15 protein-coding genes and 1 other annotated feature are annotated in these 16,507 nt (G+C 29.7%); of the genes, 13 read left to right on the forward strand and 2 right to left on the reverse strand.

Features of this window, described 5'->3' with window-relative positions; genetic code table 11:
- Positions 1–52 precede the first annotated feature (52 nt).
- The 7 genes from HUU89_RS01475 to HUU89_RS01505 all read left to right on the forward strand — a co-directional run bounded on the left by HUU89_RS01475 (position 53) and on the right by HUU89_RS01505 (position 6,452).
- On the forward strand, positions 53–1,792 hold the full coding sequence (locus tag HUU89_RS01475; RefSeq protein ID WP_032091329.1) for an ABC transporter ATP-binding protein: 1,740 nt from the start codon (positions 53–55) through the stop codon (positions 1,790–1,792).
- 1 nt (position 1,793) lies between these two features.
- On the forward strand, positions 1,794–2,558 hold the full coding sequence (locus tag HUU89_RS01480) for an HAD-IIB family hydrolase (protein ID WP_175300804.1): 765 nt from the start codon (positions 1,794–1,796) through the stop codon (positions 2,556–2,558).
- 33 nt (positions 2,559–2,591) lie between these two features.
- Positions 2,592–2,846, forward strand: coding sequence for a hypothetical protein (locus HUU89_RS01485; RefSeq protein ID WP_032091327.1), 255 nt, complete (start codon positions 2,592–2,594; stop codon positions 2,844–2,846).
- Positions 2,847–2,896: 50 nt separating this feature from the next.
- Positions 2,897–3,101 (forward strand) — a binding site (T-box leader).
- A 47-nt stretch (positions 3,102–3,148) separates the two neighbouring features.
- Positions 3,149–3,913, forward strand: a complete 765-nt coding sequence (locus tag HUU89_RS01490) for a transporter substrate-binding domain-containing protein (protein ID WP_119364331.1) — start codon at positions 3,149–3,151, stop codon at positions 3,911–3,913.
- Between the two features lie 25 nt (positions 3,914–3,938).
- On the forward strand, positions 3,939–4,622 hold the full coding sequence (locus HUU89_RS01495; RefSeq protein ID WP_032091326.1) for an amino acid ABC transporter permease: 684 nt from the start codon (positions 3,939–3,941) through the stop codon (positions 4,620–4,622).
- Entirely contained in the window at positions 4,615–5,340 is a 726-nt protein-coding gene (locus tag HUU89_RS01500) for an amino acid ABC transporter ATP-binding protein (protein WP_022001747.1), read from the forward strand. Before HUU89_RS01495 ends, HUU89_RS01500 begins: the two co-directional genes overlap by 8 nt.
- Positions 5,340–6,452: an aminotransferase class I/II-fold pyridoxal phosphate-dependent enzyme gene (locus HUU89_RS01505; protein ID WP_175300805.1), complete on the forward strand. Its 1,113-nt coding sequence runs from the start codon at positions 5,340–5,342 to the stop codon at positions 6,450–6,452. Before HUU89_RS01500 ends, HUU89_RS01505 begins: the two co-directional genes overlap by 1 nt.
- Here the strand turns inward: HUU89_RS01505 and HUU89_RS01510 are convergent.
- The gene (locus HUU89_RS01510) at positions 6,444–7,745 is read right to left on the reverse strand and encodes an oligosaccharide flippase family protein (protein WP_175300806.1); all 1,302 of its coding nucleotides are present in this window, start codon (positions 7,743–7,745) and stop codon (positions 6,444–6,446) included. The genes HUU89_RS01505 and HUU89_RS01510 overlap by 9 nt on opposite strands.
- A gap of 60 nt (positions 7,746–7,805) precedes the next feature.
- Between HUU89_RS01510 and HUU89_RS01515 the strand changes: the two genes are divergently transcribed.
- Genes HUU89_RS01515 through HUU89_RS01530 form a run of 4 tightly spaced genes read left to right on the forward strand, consistent with a single transcriptional unit; the run spans position 7,806 to position 12,603 of the window.
- Positions 7,806–8,096 carry a post-transcriptional regulator gene (locus HUU89_RS01515; RefSeq protein ID WP_117347017.1) on the forward strand — a complete coding sequence of 97 codons (291 nt, stop codon included), beginning with the start codon at positions 7,806–7,808 and terminating at the stop codon, positions 8,094–8,096.
- Between the two features lie 34 nt (positions 8,097–8,130).
- Entirely contained in the window at positions 8,131–9,759 is a 1,629-nt protein-coding gene (gene recJ, locus HUU89_RS01520) for a single-stranded-DNA-specific exonuclease RecJ (RefSeq protein WP_175300807.1), read from the forward strand.
- A gap of 51 nt (positions 9,760–9,810) precedes the next feature.
- Complete coding sequence (locus HUU89_RS01525) at positions 9,811–10,329, forward strand: adenine phosphoribosyltransferase (RefSeq protein WP_022001752.1); 519 nt, start codon at positions 9,811–9,813, stop codon at positions 10,327–10,329.
- Between the two features lie 45 nt (positions 10,330–10,374).
- Entirely contained in the window at positions 10,375–12,603 is a 2,229-nt protein-coding gene (locus HUU89_RS01530) for a RelA/SpoT family protein (protein ID WP_032091321.1), read from the forward strand.
- 330 nt (positions 12,604–12,933) lie between these two features.
- On the opposite strand, the gene asnA is transcribed toward HUU89_RS01530, so the two are convergent.
- Positions 12,934–13,941 carry an aspartate--ammonia ligase gene (gene asnA, locus HUU89_RS01535; RefSeq protein WP_117812241.1) on the reverse strand — a complete coding sequence of 336 codons (1,008 nt, stop codon included), beginning with the start codon at positions 13,939–13,941 and terminating at the stop codon, positions 12,934–12,936.
- A 167-nt stretch (positions 13,942–14,108) separates the two neighbouring features.
- Between asnA and proB the strand changes: the two genes are divergently transcribed.
- The gene (gene proB, locus HUU89_RS01540; protein WP_032091319.1) at positions 14,109–15,230 is read left to right on the forward strand and encodes a glutamate 5-kinase; all 1,122 of its coding nucleotides are present in this window, start codon (positions 14,109–14,111) and stop codon (positions 15,228–15,230) included.
- A 4-nt stretch (positions 15,231–15,234) separates the two neighbouring features.
- Positions 15,235–16,464 carry a glutamate-5-semialdehyde dehydrogenase gene (locus HUU89_RS01545; RefSeq protein WP_175300808.1) on the forward strand — a complete coding sequence of 410 codons (1,230 nt, stop codon included), beginning with the start codon at positions 15,235–15,237 and terminating at the stop codon, positions 16,462–16,464.
- The last annotated feature ends 43 nt before the right edge of the window (positions 16,465–16,507 follow it).

Here is a 16,507-nt window from a genome sequence, read left to right on the forward strand (position 1 = left end):
ACTAGAAAAAATAATCATTCTTTGTAAAAATATATGAAGGAGGTGTTTTAATATGAAAGGAAGATGGAAGAAATTTTTATCTTATTATACAAACTATAAGGTTTTGTTTTTTAAAGATATGTTTTGTGCGATGATTTCAGCAGCCATTACGCTCGTTTATCCTATGCTAACACGCTATATTACAGGGACGATTTTAAATCAACCAAAGATTGATTATTCTAAGATTTATTTATTAGGACTTTTTATGCTTTGTTTGATTGTTGTTGAATATTTTTGTAATTATTTTATAGGTTATCTAGGACATGTCATGGGTGTCTATATGGAAAGAGATTTACGTAATGAGTTATTTAGTCATTATCAAAAATTATCTTTTCGCTTTTATGATGAACAAAACACAGGACAATTGATGTCACGTCTAACGAATGATTTATTTTCTTTAACTGAACTTTATCATCATGGACCAGAAGATATTGTCATTTCAATTATTAAGTTTATAGGGGCCTTTATTTTACTTTCCTATATTAATGTCAAACTGACTTTAATTTTATTTGCAATCTTACCATTTATGTTTTTATTTGCTTGGTATTATAATAAAAAGATGAAAAAAGCTTTTAAAAGAAATAAAGAGAGAATTGGTGATATCAATGAACGTATTGAAGACAATTTATCTGGAATTCGTGTTGTTAAAAGTTTTGCGAATGAAGATCAAGAGTTAGAACGTTTTGATAAACAAAATGGACATTATGTAAGTGCTAAGAAAAATAGTTATTATTATATGGGAAGATACAATGCAGGACTTACTTCTTTTACAAGTTTAATTACAGTATCGGTTATCTTTTTTGGAACCTTATTTATTTCTTATGGAAGTATTAATGTTGCAGATTTAATTGCCTTTTTACTTTATGTCACGAACTTAATAGATCCTGTAAAAAAACTTTTAAACTTTACTGAACAATTTCAAGAAGGTGTTACTGGTTTTGAACGTTTTATGGAAATATTAGAAATTGAACCAGATATTCAAGATACAAAAAATGCAGTTGTATTACAACATGTTGAAGGGAATGTCATGTTTGATCATGTTTCATTTCGCTATAATGAACAAACACCTTATGTGTTAAATAATATTAACTTGGATGTAAAACCAGGAGAGTATATTGCTTTTGTTGGTTCATCAGGAGTTGGTAAAACAACGATTTGTTCTTTGATTCCTCGTTTTTACGAAGCAACGAAAGGAAATGTCTTGATTGATGGAATTAATGTCAAAGAGATAAAACAACAATCTTTAAGAGAAAATATTGGCATTGTTCAACAAGATGTTTATTTATTTACTGGAACGATTATGGATAATATTCGTTATGGAAATTTAGAAGCGAGTGATGAAGAAGTCATTGAAGCCGCTAAAAAAGCTAATGCTCATGATTTTATTATGGAATTAGAAGAAGGTTACGATACGGATTGTGGACAACGTGGGGTCAAACTTTCAGGTGGACAAAAACAACGTATCTCGATTGCACGTGTTTTCTTAAAGAATCCACCAATTCTTATTTTTGATGAAGCAACAAGTGCATTAGATAATGAAAGTGAAAGTATTGTACAAGAATCTTTAGAAAAATTATCTCAAGATCGTACAACTTTTGTTATTGCGCATCGTTTATCAACGATTAAAAATGCTAAACATATTTGTGTTTTAACGGAAAATGGCATCGAAGAACAAGGAAACCATGAAGAGTTGATGAAATTAAATGGAAATTATGCAAGATTGTATAATATGCAATTTAAAGGAGAAAAGTAACATGGAAAGAAAATATATTTTTTTTGATATTGATGGAACACTTTTAGATGATAATCCGGGAGGAAAGATTTTAGAAAGCACATATCGTACGTTAGATAAGTTAAAAGAAAATGGGCATTTTGTTGCTATTGCGACAGGAAGAGCACAATATATGGCGATGGATGCTGCTAAAGAAGCCCATATTGATTGTTTAGTAACAGATGGGGGAAATGGTATTACTTTACATAATGAACTTCAATATATTAAACCGATAGATTTTGTTCAAGCCAATCGTGTCATTGATCAATGTATTGAACATCATTTACCATTTGCAGTTGCTTTAGGAAATGAAGCTGTTTTGTATACGAATCAAAGTGATCAAAAAGATCAAAAACTTCCGGTAAAATTAGTTGTTGATGAAAGTATAGACTTTCATCAAGTAAAGGAAATTTATAAAGTATTTATTGAATGTGGTGAACAAGAAGAAAAATTATTAGATTTAGGAACTTTGGAATATATGCGTTATTTTAAAGGACAAATCATCATCGAACCAGCAGATAAATATAAAGGTATTTTAGAAATGGTTCATTTATTAAAGGGAAATGAAAAGGATATTGTGGTCTTTGGGGATGGCTTAAATGATATTTCTATGATTGACCAAGCTCCTTTAGGTATTGCTATGGGTAACGCAATCGATGAAGTCAAAGCAGTTGCAAATTTTATAACCAAAAGAAATGATGATGACGGTATTGAATATGCTTGTCGTCATTTTGGCTGGATTGATTAAACAAAATAGGCTATACTAAAGATGGGTGAGATTATGGAACTAATTAAAGATTTTTTAATCATTATTGGTATTTTTGTATGTATGTCTTTAGGTATTTTCTTTTTACTTCATAGTGGTGATGCCAAAAAGAAAACCAAACAAACAATTCAAGATACAAGAGACAGTATTCAAGAAGCAAATCAACAACTCGATGATGTTTTAGAACAATTACAAGAAATGAATGCTCCCTTAGAAAAAGCGATGAAGGCAGTACGTTCTTTCAATGATAAAGTTTTATCAAAAAAATAATCGAGGAATGTTGACAAAGCTTAAATATTATCTATAATACAGATATATAAATAAACTCAATGAAAAAGAGAGTAGTTTTATTGGATATGTTAGAGAGTCTATGTTGGTGGAAATTAGATATTGAAAATAAAATGAAGCGCACTTTGGAGAGGGTTATCTGAATACATAGGATAACAAGCTAACCAGCTTTAACGGTGAGGTGGATATGTTTATCATATCAACAAGAGTGGTACCGCGGAATCTTTCGTCTCTTAGCAATCGCTAGGAGACGTTTTTTATTGGGTAGAAAAGGGGAAAAGAATATGAAAAAAGTATTAAAATTAATGTTAGCACTTGTGATGACTTGTGCTATTGCTGGATGTTCATCAAGCAGTAAAAATGATGCCGATGTGACAATTACAATTGGGACATCACCTGATTATGCACCTTATGAATCATTAAATAAAAAAGGTGAAATCGTTGGTTTTGACGTAGATATGGCCAAATTATTTGAAGGTTATTTATCTGATATGGAAGGTAAAACTTATTCTTTAGAATTCAAACAAATGGATTTTGATAACATTGTTACTCAAATTCAAGGGGATCAAATTGATTTAGGTATTTCTGGTTTTACTTATAGTGAAGATAGAGTTGTTGAATGGTCTGATCCATATTTAGGAACTCAACAAGTTGCTGTTGTACCAAATGGTTCTTCAATTACTTCAAATGATCAATTAGTTGGTAAAAAATTAGCTGCTCAAACTGGAGCTACTGGTGAACAAGCTGCCAAAGAAGTTGAAAATGCTGATGTTGTTTCAATGAAAAACGTACAAGATATTTTCAATGGTTTAGCAAGCAATCAATATGATGCAGCAATCGTTGACTTAGGTGTTGCTAAACAATATGTATCTAGTGGAAACTTTACACAATTAAATGGTTCATTAATGGATGAAAAGAACTATGTTATCGCTAAAAAAGGTAATACAAAAATGATCAAATTAATGAATAAATGTATTAAAAAATTCGTAGCTTCAAAAGATTACGATAAATTATGTAAAAAATATGATTTATCACCATTAGAAAAATAAAAAATTATAGAAAAGGGGTATAGAAATGTTTGTAGCTTTTTCAAAAGTGTTTACTCCTGAAAACTTACTTTACTTTGCTAAGGGTGCAGTAGTATCACTTTTACTCGCTGCTGTATCCCTTTTATTTGGTATTGTTTTTGGGATTTTAGGATCTTCAGCAAAAAGATCTAAATATAAAATTTTTAGAATTATTGGAAATGTGTATGTTGAAGTCATTCGTGGAACACCAATGTTACTTCAAATCTTGATTTTATTCTCAGTTATTCCATCTATTTATACAGCGATTACAGGAAATGTTTTAAGAATTAATGTCTTTTTAATTGGTGCTGTTGCTATGTCTATTAACAGTGGGGCTTATTCGACAGAACTTATTCGTAGTGGAATCAACGGGGTTGATAAAGGACAATGGGAAGCTTGTGAAACTTTAGGGCTTTCTTATAAACAAACAATGAGACTTGTTATTTTACCACAAGCCTTCAAAAGAATTATTCCACCAATGATCAGTGAATTTATTACATTGATTAAAGATTCTTCATTGATCAGTTGTATTGGTGCCGTTGAATTATTAAAATCAGCTCAAGTAGTGGGGGCACAATATTATGATGTTATGTCACCTTATTGTATTGTTGCAGTTTATTATTTAATTATGACAATTAGTATTTCTTATTTAGGTAGATATGTAGAAAAGAGGTTAGCTGAAAGTGATTAAAGTTGAACATATATCAAAACAATTTAAAAAAGTAAAAGCAGTTGATGATGTTTCTCTTGAAGTAAAAAAAGGAGAAATTGTGTGTTTAATTGGACCTTCTGGTTCAGGTAAGAGTACAGTTTTAAGATGTATTCATGGTTTAGAAGTACCAGAAACAGGACATGTATACCTTAATGGGGAAGTTTTAGATCCAAAGAAATCTAATTATCAAGAATTAAGAAATAAAATGGGATTTGTTTTCCAACATTTCAATTTATTTCCACATATGACAGTCTTAGAAAACTTAACACTTTCACTTACAAAAGTACGTCACATGGAGGAAGAAAAAGCCAATGAAATAGCTTGTAACTATCTTACAAGAGTTGGCTTATTAGATAAAAAAGACGAATATCCAAATAAACTTTCAGGTGGACAAAAACAAAGGGTAGCGATTGCGAGAAGCTTATGTACAAGCCCTGAAATCATGCTTTTTGATGAACCAACAAGTGCCTTAGATCCAGAAATGGTTATTGAAGTATTAGAAGTTATGCAACAACTTGCTAAAGAAGGAATGACAATGATTGTTGTTACTCATGAAATGGGCTTTGCTAAAACAGTTGCTGATCGTGTTATTTTCTTAGAAAATGGTAAAATCGTTGAAGAAAATGATGCAAAAGCTTTCTATGAAAATCCTAAAACTGAACGTGCTCAAGATTTCTTAAAGAAGGTTATGCACTAGTGAAACTACAACGTTTTGAAGTAGAGTCTTATATGACTTTGCATGAAAATAACTGTCGCTATAACTTGGCAGATACAGTTGCTAAATCTTTAACTTTAAAGGAATTATTAGCGTATGATAAAAAAGATTCATTAGAAGATTTAATGAATCTTTCTTTAGATTATGGTGCTATTGAAGGTTCTCATGAATTAAAAAAAGGTATTTTAAGTTTATATCAAAGTGGTGATGATGAAGAAATTGCTATTTGCCATGGTGGTGTCAATGCCAATGAACTTGTTTTAATGACATTACTTTCAACAAATGATCATATTTTATCATTTTTACCAACGTATCAACAACTTTATAGTTTTCCTGAATCTTTAGGGGTAGAAGTTGATTTTATTCATTTAAAAGAAGAAAATGAATGGAAAATTGATTTTGAAGAATTAGAAAAAAATATTAGAGAAAACACAAAAATGATTTGTTTGAATTTACCAAACAATCCTACAGGAACAACTTTAGATCATGAAGAAATGCATCAACTGATTCAAATATGTAAAAAACATGATCTCTATGTTCTTGTTGATGAAATCTATCGAGGACTTTATCAAGAAGAATCCATTAGTGATCTTTATGAAAAAGGAATAGCAACCTCAGGACTTTCTAAAGTTTTATCAACTCCTGGACTTCGTATTGGTTGGATCAAAACAAAAGATAAAGAACTTATTCGTTTAATCAATGAAAGACGTGATTATTCAATTATTAGTAGTGGACCAATCAATGATTATTTAGGGGCACTTACTTTAAAATATAGTAAAGAGATTTTAAAAAGAAATCGTGAGATTTTAGAAGAAAATAAGTGTTACTTGAAAGAATGGTTAAAAGCTCATCCTCATCTTTCTTGTGTTATTCCAAAATATGGAACAGTTTGTTTCCTAAAATATGATTACAAAATAGATTCAAATACTTTCTGTGAAAAGTTACAAGAAGAAACAGGGGTCTTCTTTGTACCGGGATGTTGTTTTGATGTGGAAAATCATCTACGTTTTGGACTTGCAAATGATTCACAAATTGTCAAAGAAGGATTAGAAGTATTTTCAAATTGGTTAAAAAAATTAGACACTTCAAGATAAAGAAGTGTCTTTTATTATTTTAAAACAATAAATTGCACTTAAAGTTAAGGTTGTAATCAATCCTGTAAATAAACTAATCAAAATAGCATTAACATAAAGATAATGAGATAAAGTATAAGTTAAGATAATTTCTAAAGTACATTCAATCATAGAGATGATAAACATCACTTTATTTTTATTTTTAGCTTGTAAAATTGTAGAAAGGGGTGTTTGTAAATAAAATAGTAAAAAAGGAAAAGACATGTATTTTAATTGTTGATAGCCACTTGTTGTATTGTAAAGAATCATAAGGGATCGTTTTGGAAAAAAATAGAAAATTAAAGTAAAAGGAAGACCAATAAGAAAACAAATAAGTAAAGCATAAAGAAGATGTAAAAAAGTATTACTTTTATGATAATAAAGATCATCTGTAGCAATAGGCAAATAGAGGCGATAGATGATCGTACAAAAAAAGGTAGGCGTGACAAGCATCGAGACGACATAGCCAGAAAGGATGGCATATTGGTCTTGGATAAAGTTTTGAGTTAAACCAAGTCGAGTTAAAACATGAATTAAAAGAATGGGCTCTAAAAAATTCATAAAACAATGGTAAAGTCGTGAACCTGTTAAAGGCAAAGAAATGTTTAAAAGATCTTTCATAATCAAGTTTTGCTTATTTATGTTTTTTAAAGGAGTAAAAGAATATCTTTTACGACTTAAAAGAAGTAGATAGATAATTGACATCAATTCACCAAAACTCATTGATAAATAAGCGATTGTTACTAAAAAAGGTAAGGATGAACTTAAAGGAGTTTTTAAAAATAAATAGGTAAATAATAAACGTGAAGTTTCTTCGACAATTTGGCTTTTAGCAATGACATAGACATGCCCTTTGGCTAAATAATAGTTTTTAATAATACCACTGATAGCAATCAATGGGATAAAAATTAAAAAGGATAAAATGGGATAAAGAGTATAATCGTTTTTTAATAAAGAATGAGCAATGAAAGGACTTAAAATAAAAAGGGTTCCACAAATAACAATGACAGAAAAAAAGGATAGAATAATTGCAGTAATAATGACTTTGTAGTTTTTATATTTTGGATGTAATACAAGCCGAAAAACAGCAGAAGGAATCCCAACCTGTCCAAGTGTTAAACACAAAGAAAGTGTTGGCATAATGACAAGATATAATGACATGGCTTCTAAAGGAAGAAGCCTGGAAAGCAACATTCTATTTAAAATACTAAATATTTTAGAGATAGTTGAACTAGCAGAAAGAATAATGAATGAATTGATAAGTTTTCTTTTCATAAAAGACTTCCTTTATGTCGAATTTTCATCTATAATAGACGAAGTGGGAGTTGGTTTATCGTGAATGAAAAACTGGATTATAAATTTGGTAAATATGATTTAGATTTTCTAATCAAATTAAAAGCTCATGAGTTTCGTAAGCAAAAAATAGATAATATATCCGAAAAAGAAATAAGAAATTATTTATTCAATATTAAATGGAAATCTCAAAAGAGTCTACCAATGTGTGATATTATTGATGATGTAATGAATTTACAATTTTCGGAAATTTTTGATTATTTAAGTATACAAGCAGTTAAAGAAGCAAGTACACTTGATTTAGCAGCATTTCAAGAATTCATTTCAAAATAGTTGGTAACAACTATTTTTTATTTAAGGAGATTTTATGAACTGGGATATAAAAGAAATACATAACTATAATGAATATATGCAAAAGTATTCAATACATTCTTTACTTGCAAAGATTTTTGCACAAAGAAAATATAATGAACAAGATATTCAAGGACATACTTCAAAAAGATTGATTTATCATGATTTTTCATTGTTTTTAGATGCGGATTTAGTTTTAGATCGTATACAAGAAGCTTTGGAAAATGATGAAAAAATATGTATTTATGGAGATTATGATTGTGATGGAATCTTGTCAACAGCCATTCTTGTTCAAGCTTTTTTAGAATTAGGGAAAAAAGTAGGGTATCATATTCCTAATCGTTTTGAAGATGGTTATGGACTAAATAAAGAAAGAGTTCAACAAATGTATGAAAAAGGGTATTCTTTGTTAATTACAGTAGATAATGGTATTAAAGCGTATGAAGCTATTGATTTAGCTAATGAACTTGGTATTGATGTTATTGTTATTGATCATCATGATTATGACGAATTGCCGGATGCATGTGCAATCATTCATACAAAAATGTCACCGGATTATCCATTTAAAGAAATATGTGGAGGTTTTTTAGCGTATAAACTTGCCAGTAGTTTGCTTGGAAAACATGATAAATATTTATTTTCTTTAGCAGCTATTACGACGATTTCAGATATGATGCCTTTAGTTGATGAAAATAAATCGCTTGTTTCGCGAGGTCTGCAATTTATGAATGAAGGAAAGTATCTTCAATTAGAACTTTTAATTGGTGAAAATCAAAAATATAATACAACAACTTTAGGTTTTAATATTGCACCTAAAATCAATTCCTTTGGAAGACTACCAGAACTTGTTAATCCAAATCATTTAGTACGTTATTTTTTAAAGGATGTCGATCAAAAATTTGCAATCCAAATTTCTCAATACGCTAAAAAAATCAATAGTAAAAGACAATCTCTTACAAATGAACAATATAAAAATATTTTAGAAAATAGTCAAAAAGATGAATTTTTATATAGCTATAATCAAGAAGTTCATGAAGGAATTGTAGGCTTAATTGCTGGTAAGTATACTCATGAATTTCAAAAGCCAAGTTTTGTTATGAAATATGATGAAAAAAATGAAGTGTATCGAGGAAGTGCCAGAAGTATTGAAAGTATTCCTTTAAATCAAATCTTTGATGATTTAAAAGATTATTTTGTACAATATGGTGGACATGCTTTAGCGGGTGGTTTTCAAGTAGCAAAAGATGAAGTGTTAACTTTAAAAGAAGCATTGCATACCTACTTAACAACACATACTTTTTCTAATGAAAAAGTTCTTGAAGGAATTCAAATTGAATTAAATGAGCTTACTTTACCAGCTGTTAAAGAATTAGAATTGTTAGAGCCGTATGGTCAATATAATGAAGAAATGAAATTTGTTTTAAAAGATATTACGAATTTTACCAGTCGTGTATTATCTGATGGGAAACATTTACGTTTCGATATTCCTTTAAATAAAGGGAATTTACAAGCACTTTATTTTAATTGTTCGAAAGAAATTGAGCAATTACAACAAAAAAAGACAATTTCTTTAATAGGGACTTTAAAAATTAATAAATATTTAAATACAGAATCAATAAATATGATTATAGAGGATATGAAATAGTTTCCTTGATAATAAAAGTTTGTTATAATAGAAATAGGAGGAGTACATAAAATGGACTTTAAAAAATATATTGAAGATATTAAAGATTTTCCTGAAGAAGGAATTATCTTTAGAGATGTAACACCTTTATTAAAAGATAAAGAAGCTTATAAAGAATCAATTGATACATTCGCTAAATGGATCGATGGACTTGGAGTTCAAGTAGATGTTGTTGCTGGTCCTGAAGCAAGAGGCTTTTTATTTGGATGTCCTGTTGCTTACAAAGTAAATGCAGGTTTTGTACCTGTTAGAAAACCAGGAAAATTACCAAGAGAAACAGTTTCAGCAAGTTATGATTTAGAATATGGAAAAAATGAAGTTCATATTCATGCTGATAGTATCAAACCTGGTGAAAATGTTGTTATTATTGATGATTTACTTGCTACAGGTGGAACAGTTGAAGCAACTATTCAACTTGTTGAACAACTTGGTGGTAAAGTTGTAGGAATTGCCTTTTTAATTGAACTTGAAGCTCTAAAAGGTAGAGAAAAATTAAAAGACTATAATGTCTATTCAGTATTAACTTATTAAATAAAAGAGAGGAAACTCTCTTTTATCATATGAGGGGGTCATAATATGAAAGAGTTTAAAAAAGCTGGAGATAAAGTCACTATAGAAGATGTCTATGAATCATGTAGACGCTATATTACCAATGAAGATGATATGAAGCTTATTAAAAAAGCTTATGATTATATCATGGTTAAACACGAAGGACAAAAACGTAAAAGTGGAGAACCTTATACAATTCATTTGATTTGGGTTGCTTATATTTTATCAACATTACAAACAGGACCACTTACCATTACAGCGGGTCTTTTACACGATGTCATGGAAGATTGTGATGTATCACGTGAAGAAATGGTGAAAGAATTTGGAGAAGAAGTAACGACCCTTGTTGAAGGTGTTACGAAGATTTCTAAAATGCCATTTAAAGATGAAGCAGATGTATATGCTGAAAATCATCGTAAAATCTATATTGCGATGGCTAAAGATATACGTGTTATCTTGATCAAATTTGCCGATCGTTTACACAATATGCGTACATTACAATTCATGCCCCCAGAAAAACAAAAACGTATTTCTCGAGAAACTTTAGAAGTCTATACACCGATTGCTCATCGTTTAGGGTTGAGCGATATTAAAACAGAATTGGAAGATCTTTCTTTATCTTATTTAGATCCAATTGCTTATCATGATATTGCGCGACTTCTTCAAACAAAACAAGATGAGCGAAAAGAATCTGTGGCGAAGATGATGGAAGAAGTTGAAAACTTATTAAAGGAAAATCATTATCAATATCGTATTTTAGGTCGTGCGAAATCTATCTATAGTATTTATAAGAAGATGTTTAAAAAACATAAACGTTTTGATGAACTTTATGATCTTTATGCACTCCGTATTATTTTACAAAATAAACTTGATTGTTATAGTGTTTTAGGATTGATTCATGATCATTATCGTCCAATTCCAGGACGTTTTAAAGATTATATTGCTATGCCTAAACCAAATATGTATCAATCACTTCATACTTCTGTTATTGGCGAAGATGGTAATACTTTTGAAATCCAAATTCGTACTGAAGAAATGGATGAGCTTGCTGAACTTGGGGTTGCTGCTCATTGGCGTTATAAAGAAGGCAAAGGTTATTCTGCCAAAGCAGAACAAAAAGAAATTGGAGAAAAACTTCAATGGTTACGAGAATTTATTTCTTTGTCAGATGATATCAAAGATGGCGATGCCAAAGAATATTATGACTCCATTTCTCGTGATATTTTTGAAGCCAATGTTTATGTTTTAACGCCACAAGGAAAAATTGTTGAACTTCCTAACGGTTCAACACCAGTTGATTTTGCTTATCGTATTCATACAGAAGTAGGACATCATACAGTTGGTGCGATTGTCAATAATGTCATGGTGCCTATTGATACAAAATTAAATACAGGAGATGTTTGTGAAATCAAAACCAACAAACAATCCGCTGGACCAAGTGAAGATTGGTTGAAATTTGTAAGAACCGCAGGAGCTCGTAATAAAATTCGTACTTTCCTCGCTAAAAAAGAAGCTGAAACTAAGAAAGATACGATTGAAGATGGTAAGAAAATCTTAAAAGATGAAATCAAAAAACGTGGACTTGATGAAAAGAAATTCTTGGATCCAGAAACTTATAAAACATATTTAGGTGCTTTTGGAGCAAGAAGTTTAGATGATATTTTCTATTTTATTGGAAAGAAAAATCTTTCAGTAGCAACACTTTTAGAAAAAGTAAATCCAAAGAAAACAGGTTTCTTTGATAACTTATCTAAAATCTTACAAAGAAATAATGAACAAAGAGAAAAATTAGAAAAAACGACATCTAATAATGGAGTTGTTGTTAAAGGTGTTTCAGGATTAAAGATTCAACTTTCTAAATGTTGTAATCCAATTCCTGGAGATCAAATTACTGGTTATGTTTCTCAAGGACAAGGAATCAAAGTTCATCGTGTGGATTGTCCAAATATTAAACAAAAAGAAATTCAAAGCCGTTTAATTGATGTTTATTGGGATTTTGCATCACTTTCTAATTTGAAATTTGATGCTGATTTACAAATTGATGGCTTAGATCGTACAAATTTATTAAATGATATTATTACGGTTTTAGGACAAATGAAAATCAATATTTTAAATATTCATGCGGATGCATCAGATGATGGTAGAGCTTTAATTAAATTAAAGATTGGTGTTGATGATGCTGAACATTTAAATCGTGCAATTGCTAATCTAGAACGTATTCAAGGAATCTATGAAATTAAAAGAGTTATTCATTAGAATTATAGTTTCAAACTATAATTCTTTTTTTGAAGAAAAACTACGAAAGACGAAAAAAATTTAAGAATCCATAATACAATAAACAAGTTGTTGATGGTTTTAAACAAGAAATAAAAGAAGAAACAAAGAGTATATTTTCTAAAGAAAATGGTAAGAAATTTAAAAAATATTTCTTTTGGTTTATACTGTTACTGTTTTGTTGCTGACATTATTACTAAAATAGTTATTTGCTTTCTTTGTTTTAGGGTTGCTTATTTTTGTAGAAACCCTTTATTATGTATCAATTATCTATTTATACATTAAAAAAATCTATCTAAGCGATAGATTTTTTTATAATAAATGAATATTATTTTTTTCACATTCATCAATCATTTCTTGTGGCCAAATACTTGCTTGAACTTCACCGATATGAGCACGGTTTAAAAGTAACATACAAAGTCTTGATTGACCAATACCGCCACCAATTGTGTAAGGTAATTCTTTATTGATGATAGCTCGATGATATGGAAGATTTAAACGATCTTCACAGTTTTCTTTCTTTAATTGTTCTACTAAAGAATCTTCATCCACACGGATACCCATTGATGAGATTTCTAAGGCACATTGTAATGGTTCGTACCAGAATAACAAGTCACCATTTAGTTTCCAATCATCATAGTCTGGTGCACGTCCATCATGTTTTTGCCCGCTTTGTAAAACATTACCGATTTGCATAACAAAGACACATCCGAATTCTTTACAAATTTTATTTTCTCTTTCTTTAGCTGTTAAATCAGGATATTGATTTTCTAATTCTTGTGCAGTAATGAAATGGACACGATCTGGCAAACGATTAACAACATGAGGGTATTTATACCAAACTTCATGTTCCATATGTTTAATGACTTTAAAAATCTTTTTAACATGATTTTTTAATGTTGTAATATTGCGATCTTCTTTTTCGATGACACGTTCCCAATCCCATTGATCAACATAGTAAGAATGTAGGTTATCAACTTCCTCATCTTTTCTAATAGCGTTCATATTTGTATAAAGTCCTTCACGAACACCAAAACCATATTTTTTAAGTGCCATTCTTTTCCATTTAGCAAGAGAATGAACGACTTCGATATCATCATTTTCAAAACAATTAATTTGAAAAGAAACAGGTTTTTCAACACCGTTTAAGTTGTCATTTAAACCACTGCTTTTTTGCACAAAAAGAGGTGCTGAAATTCTTTCTAACATTAAAGCTCTTCCAAATTCTTTTTGAAATGTATCTCTTATGTATTTAATTGCTTCTTGTGTTTGTCTTAAAGATAACACAGGATCATAGTTTTCTGGAATAATGAGATTCATTTTAATTTTCCCCCTTAATAATATGTTCTATTTTATCATTTATCTAGATATATGAAAGATAATAATAAAAAATTATTATAGCTATAAAAGTGTTTCAAATGTATTCACTTGTTGTCAATTGCCTTTCTTTTCTGTATAATAAGAAAAAATGAAAAGTAGGTGTAAACATGAGAAATTTAGAACATGTCAAACATGTTATTATAAAAATTGGTTCGACTTCTTTGTGTAATGAAGATGGACAACTAGATAAAGAAAGAATTTTAAAACTCATCCAACAAATAGCTATTTTAAAACGTAAAGGGTTAAAAGTAACACTTGTTTCATCAGGAGCAATTTCTTCAGGAATGGGTGTTTTAAATTTAAGTGAAAAACCTAAAGAAATTTCTAAAAAACAAGCACTTGCGGCTATTGGACAAGCACATTTGATGCAAATTTATGAAGATTTATTTTCATTGTTCCATTTAAAATGTGCACAGATTTTATTAAATCATGATGATTTTGATCATCGTAAACGTTTGATGAATTTGAGCTATGCTTTATCTTCTATTTTAGATTATGATGTGATTCCTATTATTAATGAAAATGATACATTAGCGGTAGATGAAATCAAAGTAGGAGATAATGATACATTATCTGCCTTACTATTACCTATTGTGGATGCACAATTACTTGTTTTAGTTTCAGATATTGATGGACTTTATAATGATAATCCTCATACCAATTCCAATGCAAAATTATTAAGTGATATTGAACTTGTGGATGATAAAATTATGAACTTTGCGAAAGATTCAAGTAGTCAATTTGGTACAGGTGGGATGGTGACAAAATTGCGTGCTGCAAAAATCGTTAATGATTATGGAGGAGATATGGCCATCGTTAATGGCAACAATGAAACAGCTCTTATTGATTTATTAGAAGGAAAACAAATTGGCACATATTTTAGTGGAAAAGCGGGGCGTACTTTAAGTGCTAGAGATCATTGGATCATGTATCGTAGTTCTCCTAAGGGAAAAGTCATTGTTGATGATGGTGCATGTGAGGCTTTAAAAACACATACAAGTTTACTACCTAAAGGAATCAAAGAAGTTGAAGGTTCATTTATGCAAGGTAGTGTCATTGATGTTCTTTCTTTTAAAGGACACTTAATAGCAAGAGGTATTACGAATTATTCAAGTGATGAGTTAAAATTGATTAAAGATCATCATAGTAATGAAATAGAAAGTATTTTACATTATAAAGATTATGATGAAGTGATTCATGCGGATAATCTAGTCATTAATAAGGGGTGAAATTATGATTAGGGAACAACTTAAAGAAGCTAAAAAAGCATGTCGTTTTATGCAAAATGTTAAACCAGAAGTAAAAAATAAAGCTTTAAAAAATATTTCTGAGGCATTAATTCAAAAAAGTGAATTGATTATTCAAGAAAATCAAAAAGATATTGCAGAAGCTAAAAATAATGGTATTAAAGAATCAATAGTTGATCGTTTATTATTAAATAAAGAACGTATTGAAGCGATGGCAAAAGATATTTTAAAAGTAATTGATTTACAAGATCCTATTGGAACTCTTGTAAGAGAAATTAAAAGACCCAATGGTTTAGTGATTCAACAAATCAAAATTCCTTTAGGAGTGATTGGGGTAATTTATGAATCAAGACCTAATGTAACAGTAGATATTGCCAGTTTATGTATTAAAACAAACAATGTTTGTGTTTTAAAAGGTGGTAAAGAAGCCATTCATTCAAATCGCATCTTAGTTCAAATTATAAATGAGGCTATTCAAGATGTTTTACCAGCACATACGGTTACTCTTATTGAAACAAAAAAACGTGAAGAAACTTTAGATTTAATTCAAGCCCATGATTATGTAGATGTCATTATTCCTCGTGGAAGTGCAGGGCTTATTCAATATGTTGTTAAAAATGCAACTGTTCCAGTAATTGAAACAGGAGCAGGAATTTGTCATCTTTATGTTGATCAAGAAGCCAATCTTGATATGGCTTTAGAAATTGCAAAAAATGCAAAGATCCAAAGACCATCTGTATGTAATGCAATTGAAACGATTCTTGTTCATCAAAAAGTAGTACCAGAATTCTTACCAAAACTTCAAGAAATATTTAAAAATGTACAAATCTATGGTGATGAAAAAACAAGAAAAATCATAGATTGTCTAGAAGCTACTGAAAAAAATTATGCTACAGAATATGATGATTATATTTGTAATATAAAAGTTGTAGATGATATTGAAGAAGCGATTGAACATATTTATAACTATTCAACAAAACATTCAGAATCGATTATTACCGAAAATAAAGAAACAGCAAAATATTTCATGGAGTCTTTAGATTCGGCTTGTGTTTATCATAATGCTTCTACACGTTTTAGTGATGGGGGAGAGTTTGGTTTTGGGGCAGAAGTTGGTATTTCTACACAAAAACTTCATGCTAGAGGCCCACTTGGTTTACAGGAAATTACTTCTACAAAATATATGATTTATGGAAATGGTCAAGTAAGGAGCTAAGCTCCTTCTTTTTTTATAGAAAATTAATTAGTGTACTAATTAT

This window comes from Faecalibacillus sp. H12 (assembly GCF_013361255.1).
Lineage (GTDB): Bacteria > Bacillota_I > Bacilli_A > Erysipelotrichales > Coprobacillaceae > Faecalibacillus > Faecalibacillus intestinalis.

Excerpts from the sequence above, each read along its gene's own strand:
- HUU89_RS01475 (WP_032091329.1), top strand. The coding sequence starts at position 53 with ATGAAAGGAAGATGGAAGAAATTTTTATCTTATTATACAAACTATAAG.
- HUU89_RS01480 (WP_175300804.1), top strand. The coding sequence starts at position 1,794 with ATGGAAAGAAAATATATTTTTTTTGATATTGATGGAACACTTTTAGAT.
- HUU89_RS01485 (WP_032091327.1), top strand. The coding sequence starts at position 2,592 with ATGGAACTAATTAAAGATTTTTTAATCATTATTGGTATTTTTGTATGT.
- HUU89_RS01490 (WP_119364331.1), top strand. The coding sequence starts at position 3,149 with ATGAAAAAAGTATTAAAATTAATGTTAGCACTTGTGATGACTTGTGCT.
- HUU89_RS01495 (WP_032091326.1), top strand. The coding sequence starts at position 3,939 with ATGTTTGTAGCTTTTTCAAAAGTGTTTACTCCTGAAAACTTACTTTAC.
- HUU89_RS01510 (WP_175300806.1), bottom strand. The coding sequence starts at position 7,745 with ATGAAAAGAAAACTTATCAATTCATTCATTATTCTTTCTGCTAGTTCA.
- recJ (WP_175300807.1), top strand. The coding sequence starts at position 8,131 with ATGAACTGGGATATAAAAGAAATACATAACTATAATGAATATATGCAA.
- HUU89_RS01525 (WP_022001752.1), top strand. The coding sequence starts at position 9,811 with ATGGACTTTAAAAAATATATTGAAGATATTAAAGATTTTCCTGAAGAA.
- HUU89_RS01530 (WP_032091321.1), top strand. The coding sequence starts at position 10,375 with ATGAAAGAGTTTAAAAAAGCTGGAGATAAAGTCACTATAGAAGATGTC.
- asnA (WP_117812241.1), bottom strand. The coding sequence starts at position 13,941 with ATGAATCTCATTATTCCAGAAAACTATGATCCTGTGTTATCTTTAAGA.
- proB (WP_032091319.1), top strand. The coding sequence starts at position 14,109 with ATGAGAAATTTAGAACATGTCAAACATGTTATTATAAAAATTGGTTCG.
- HUU89_RS01545 (WP_175300808.1), top strand. The coding sequence starts at position 15,235 with ATGATTAGGGAACAACTTAAAGAAGCTAAAAAAGCATGTCGTTTTATG.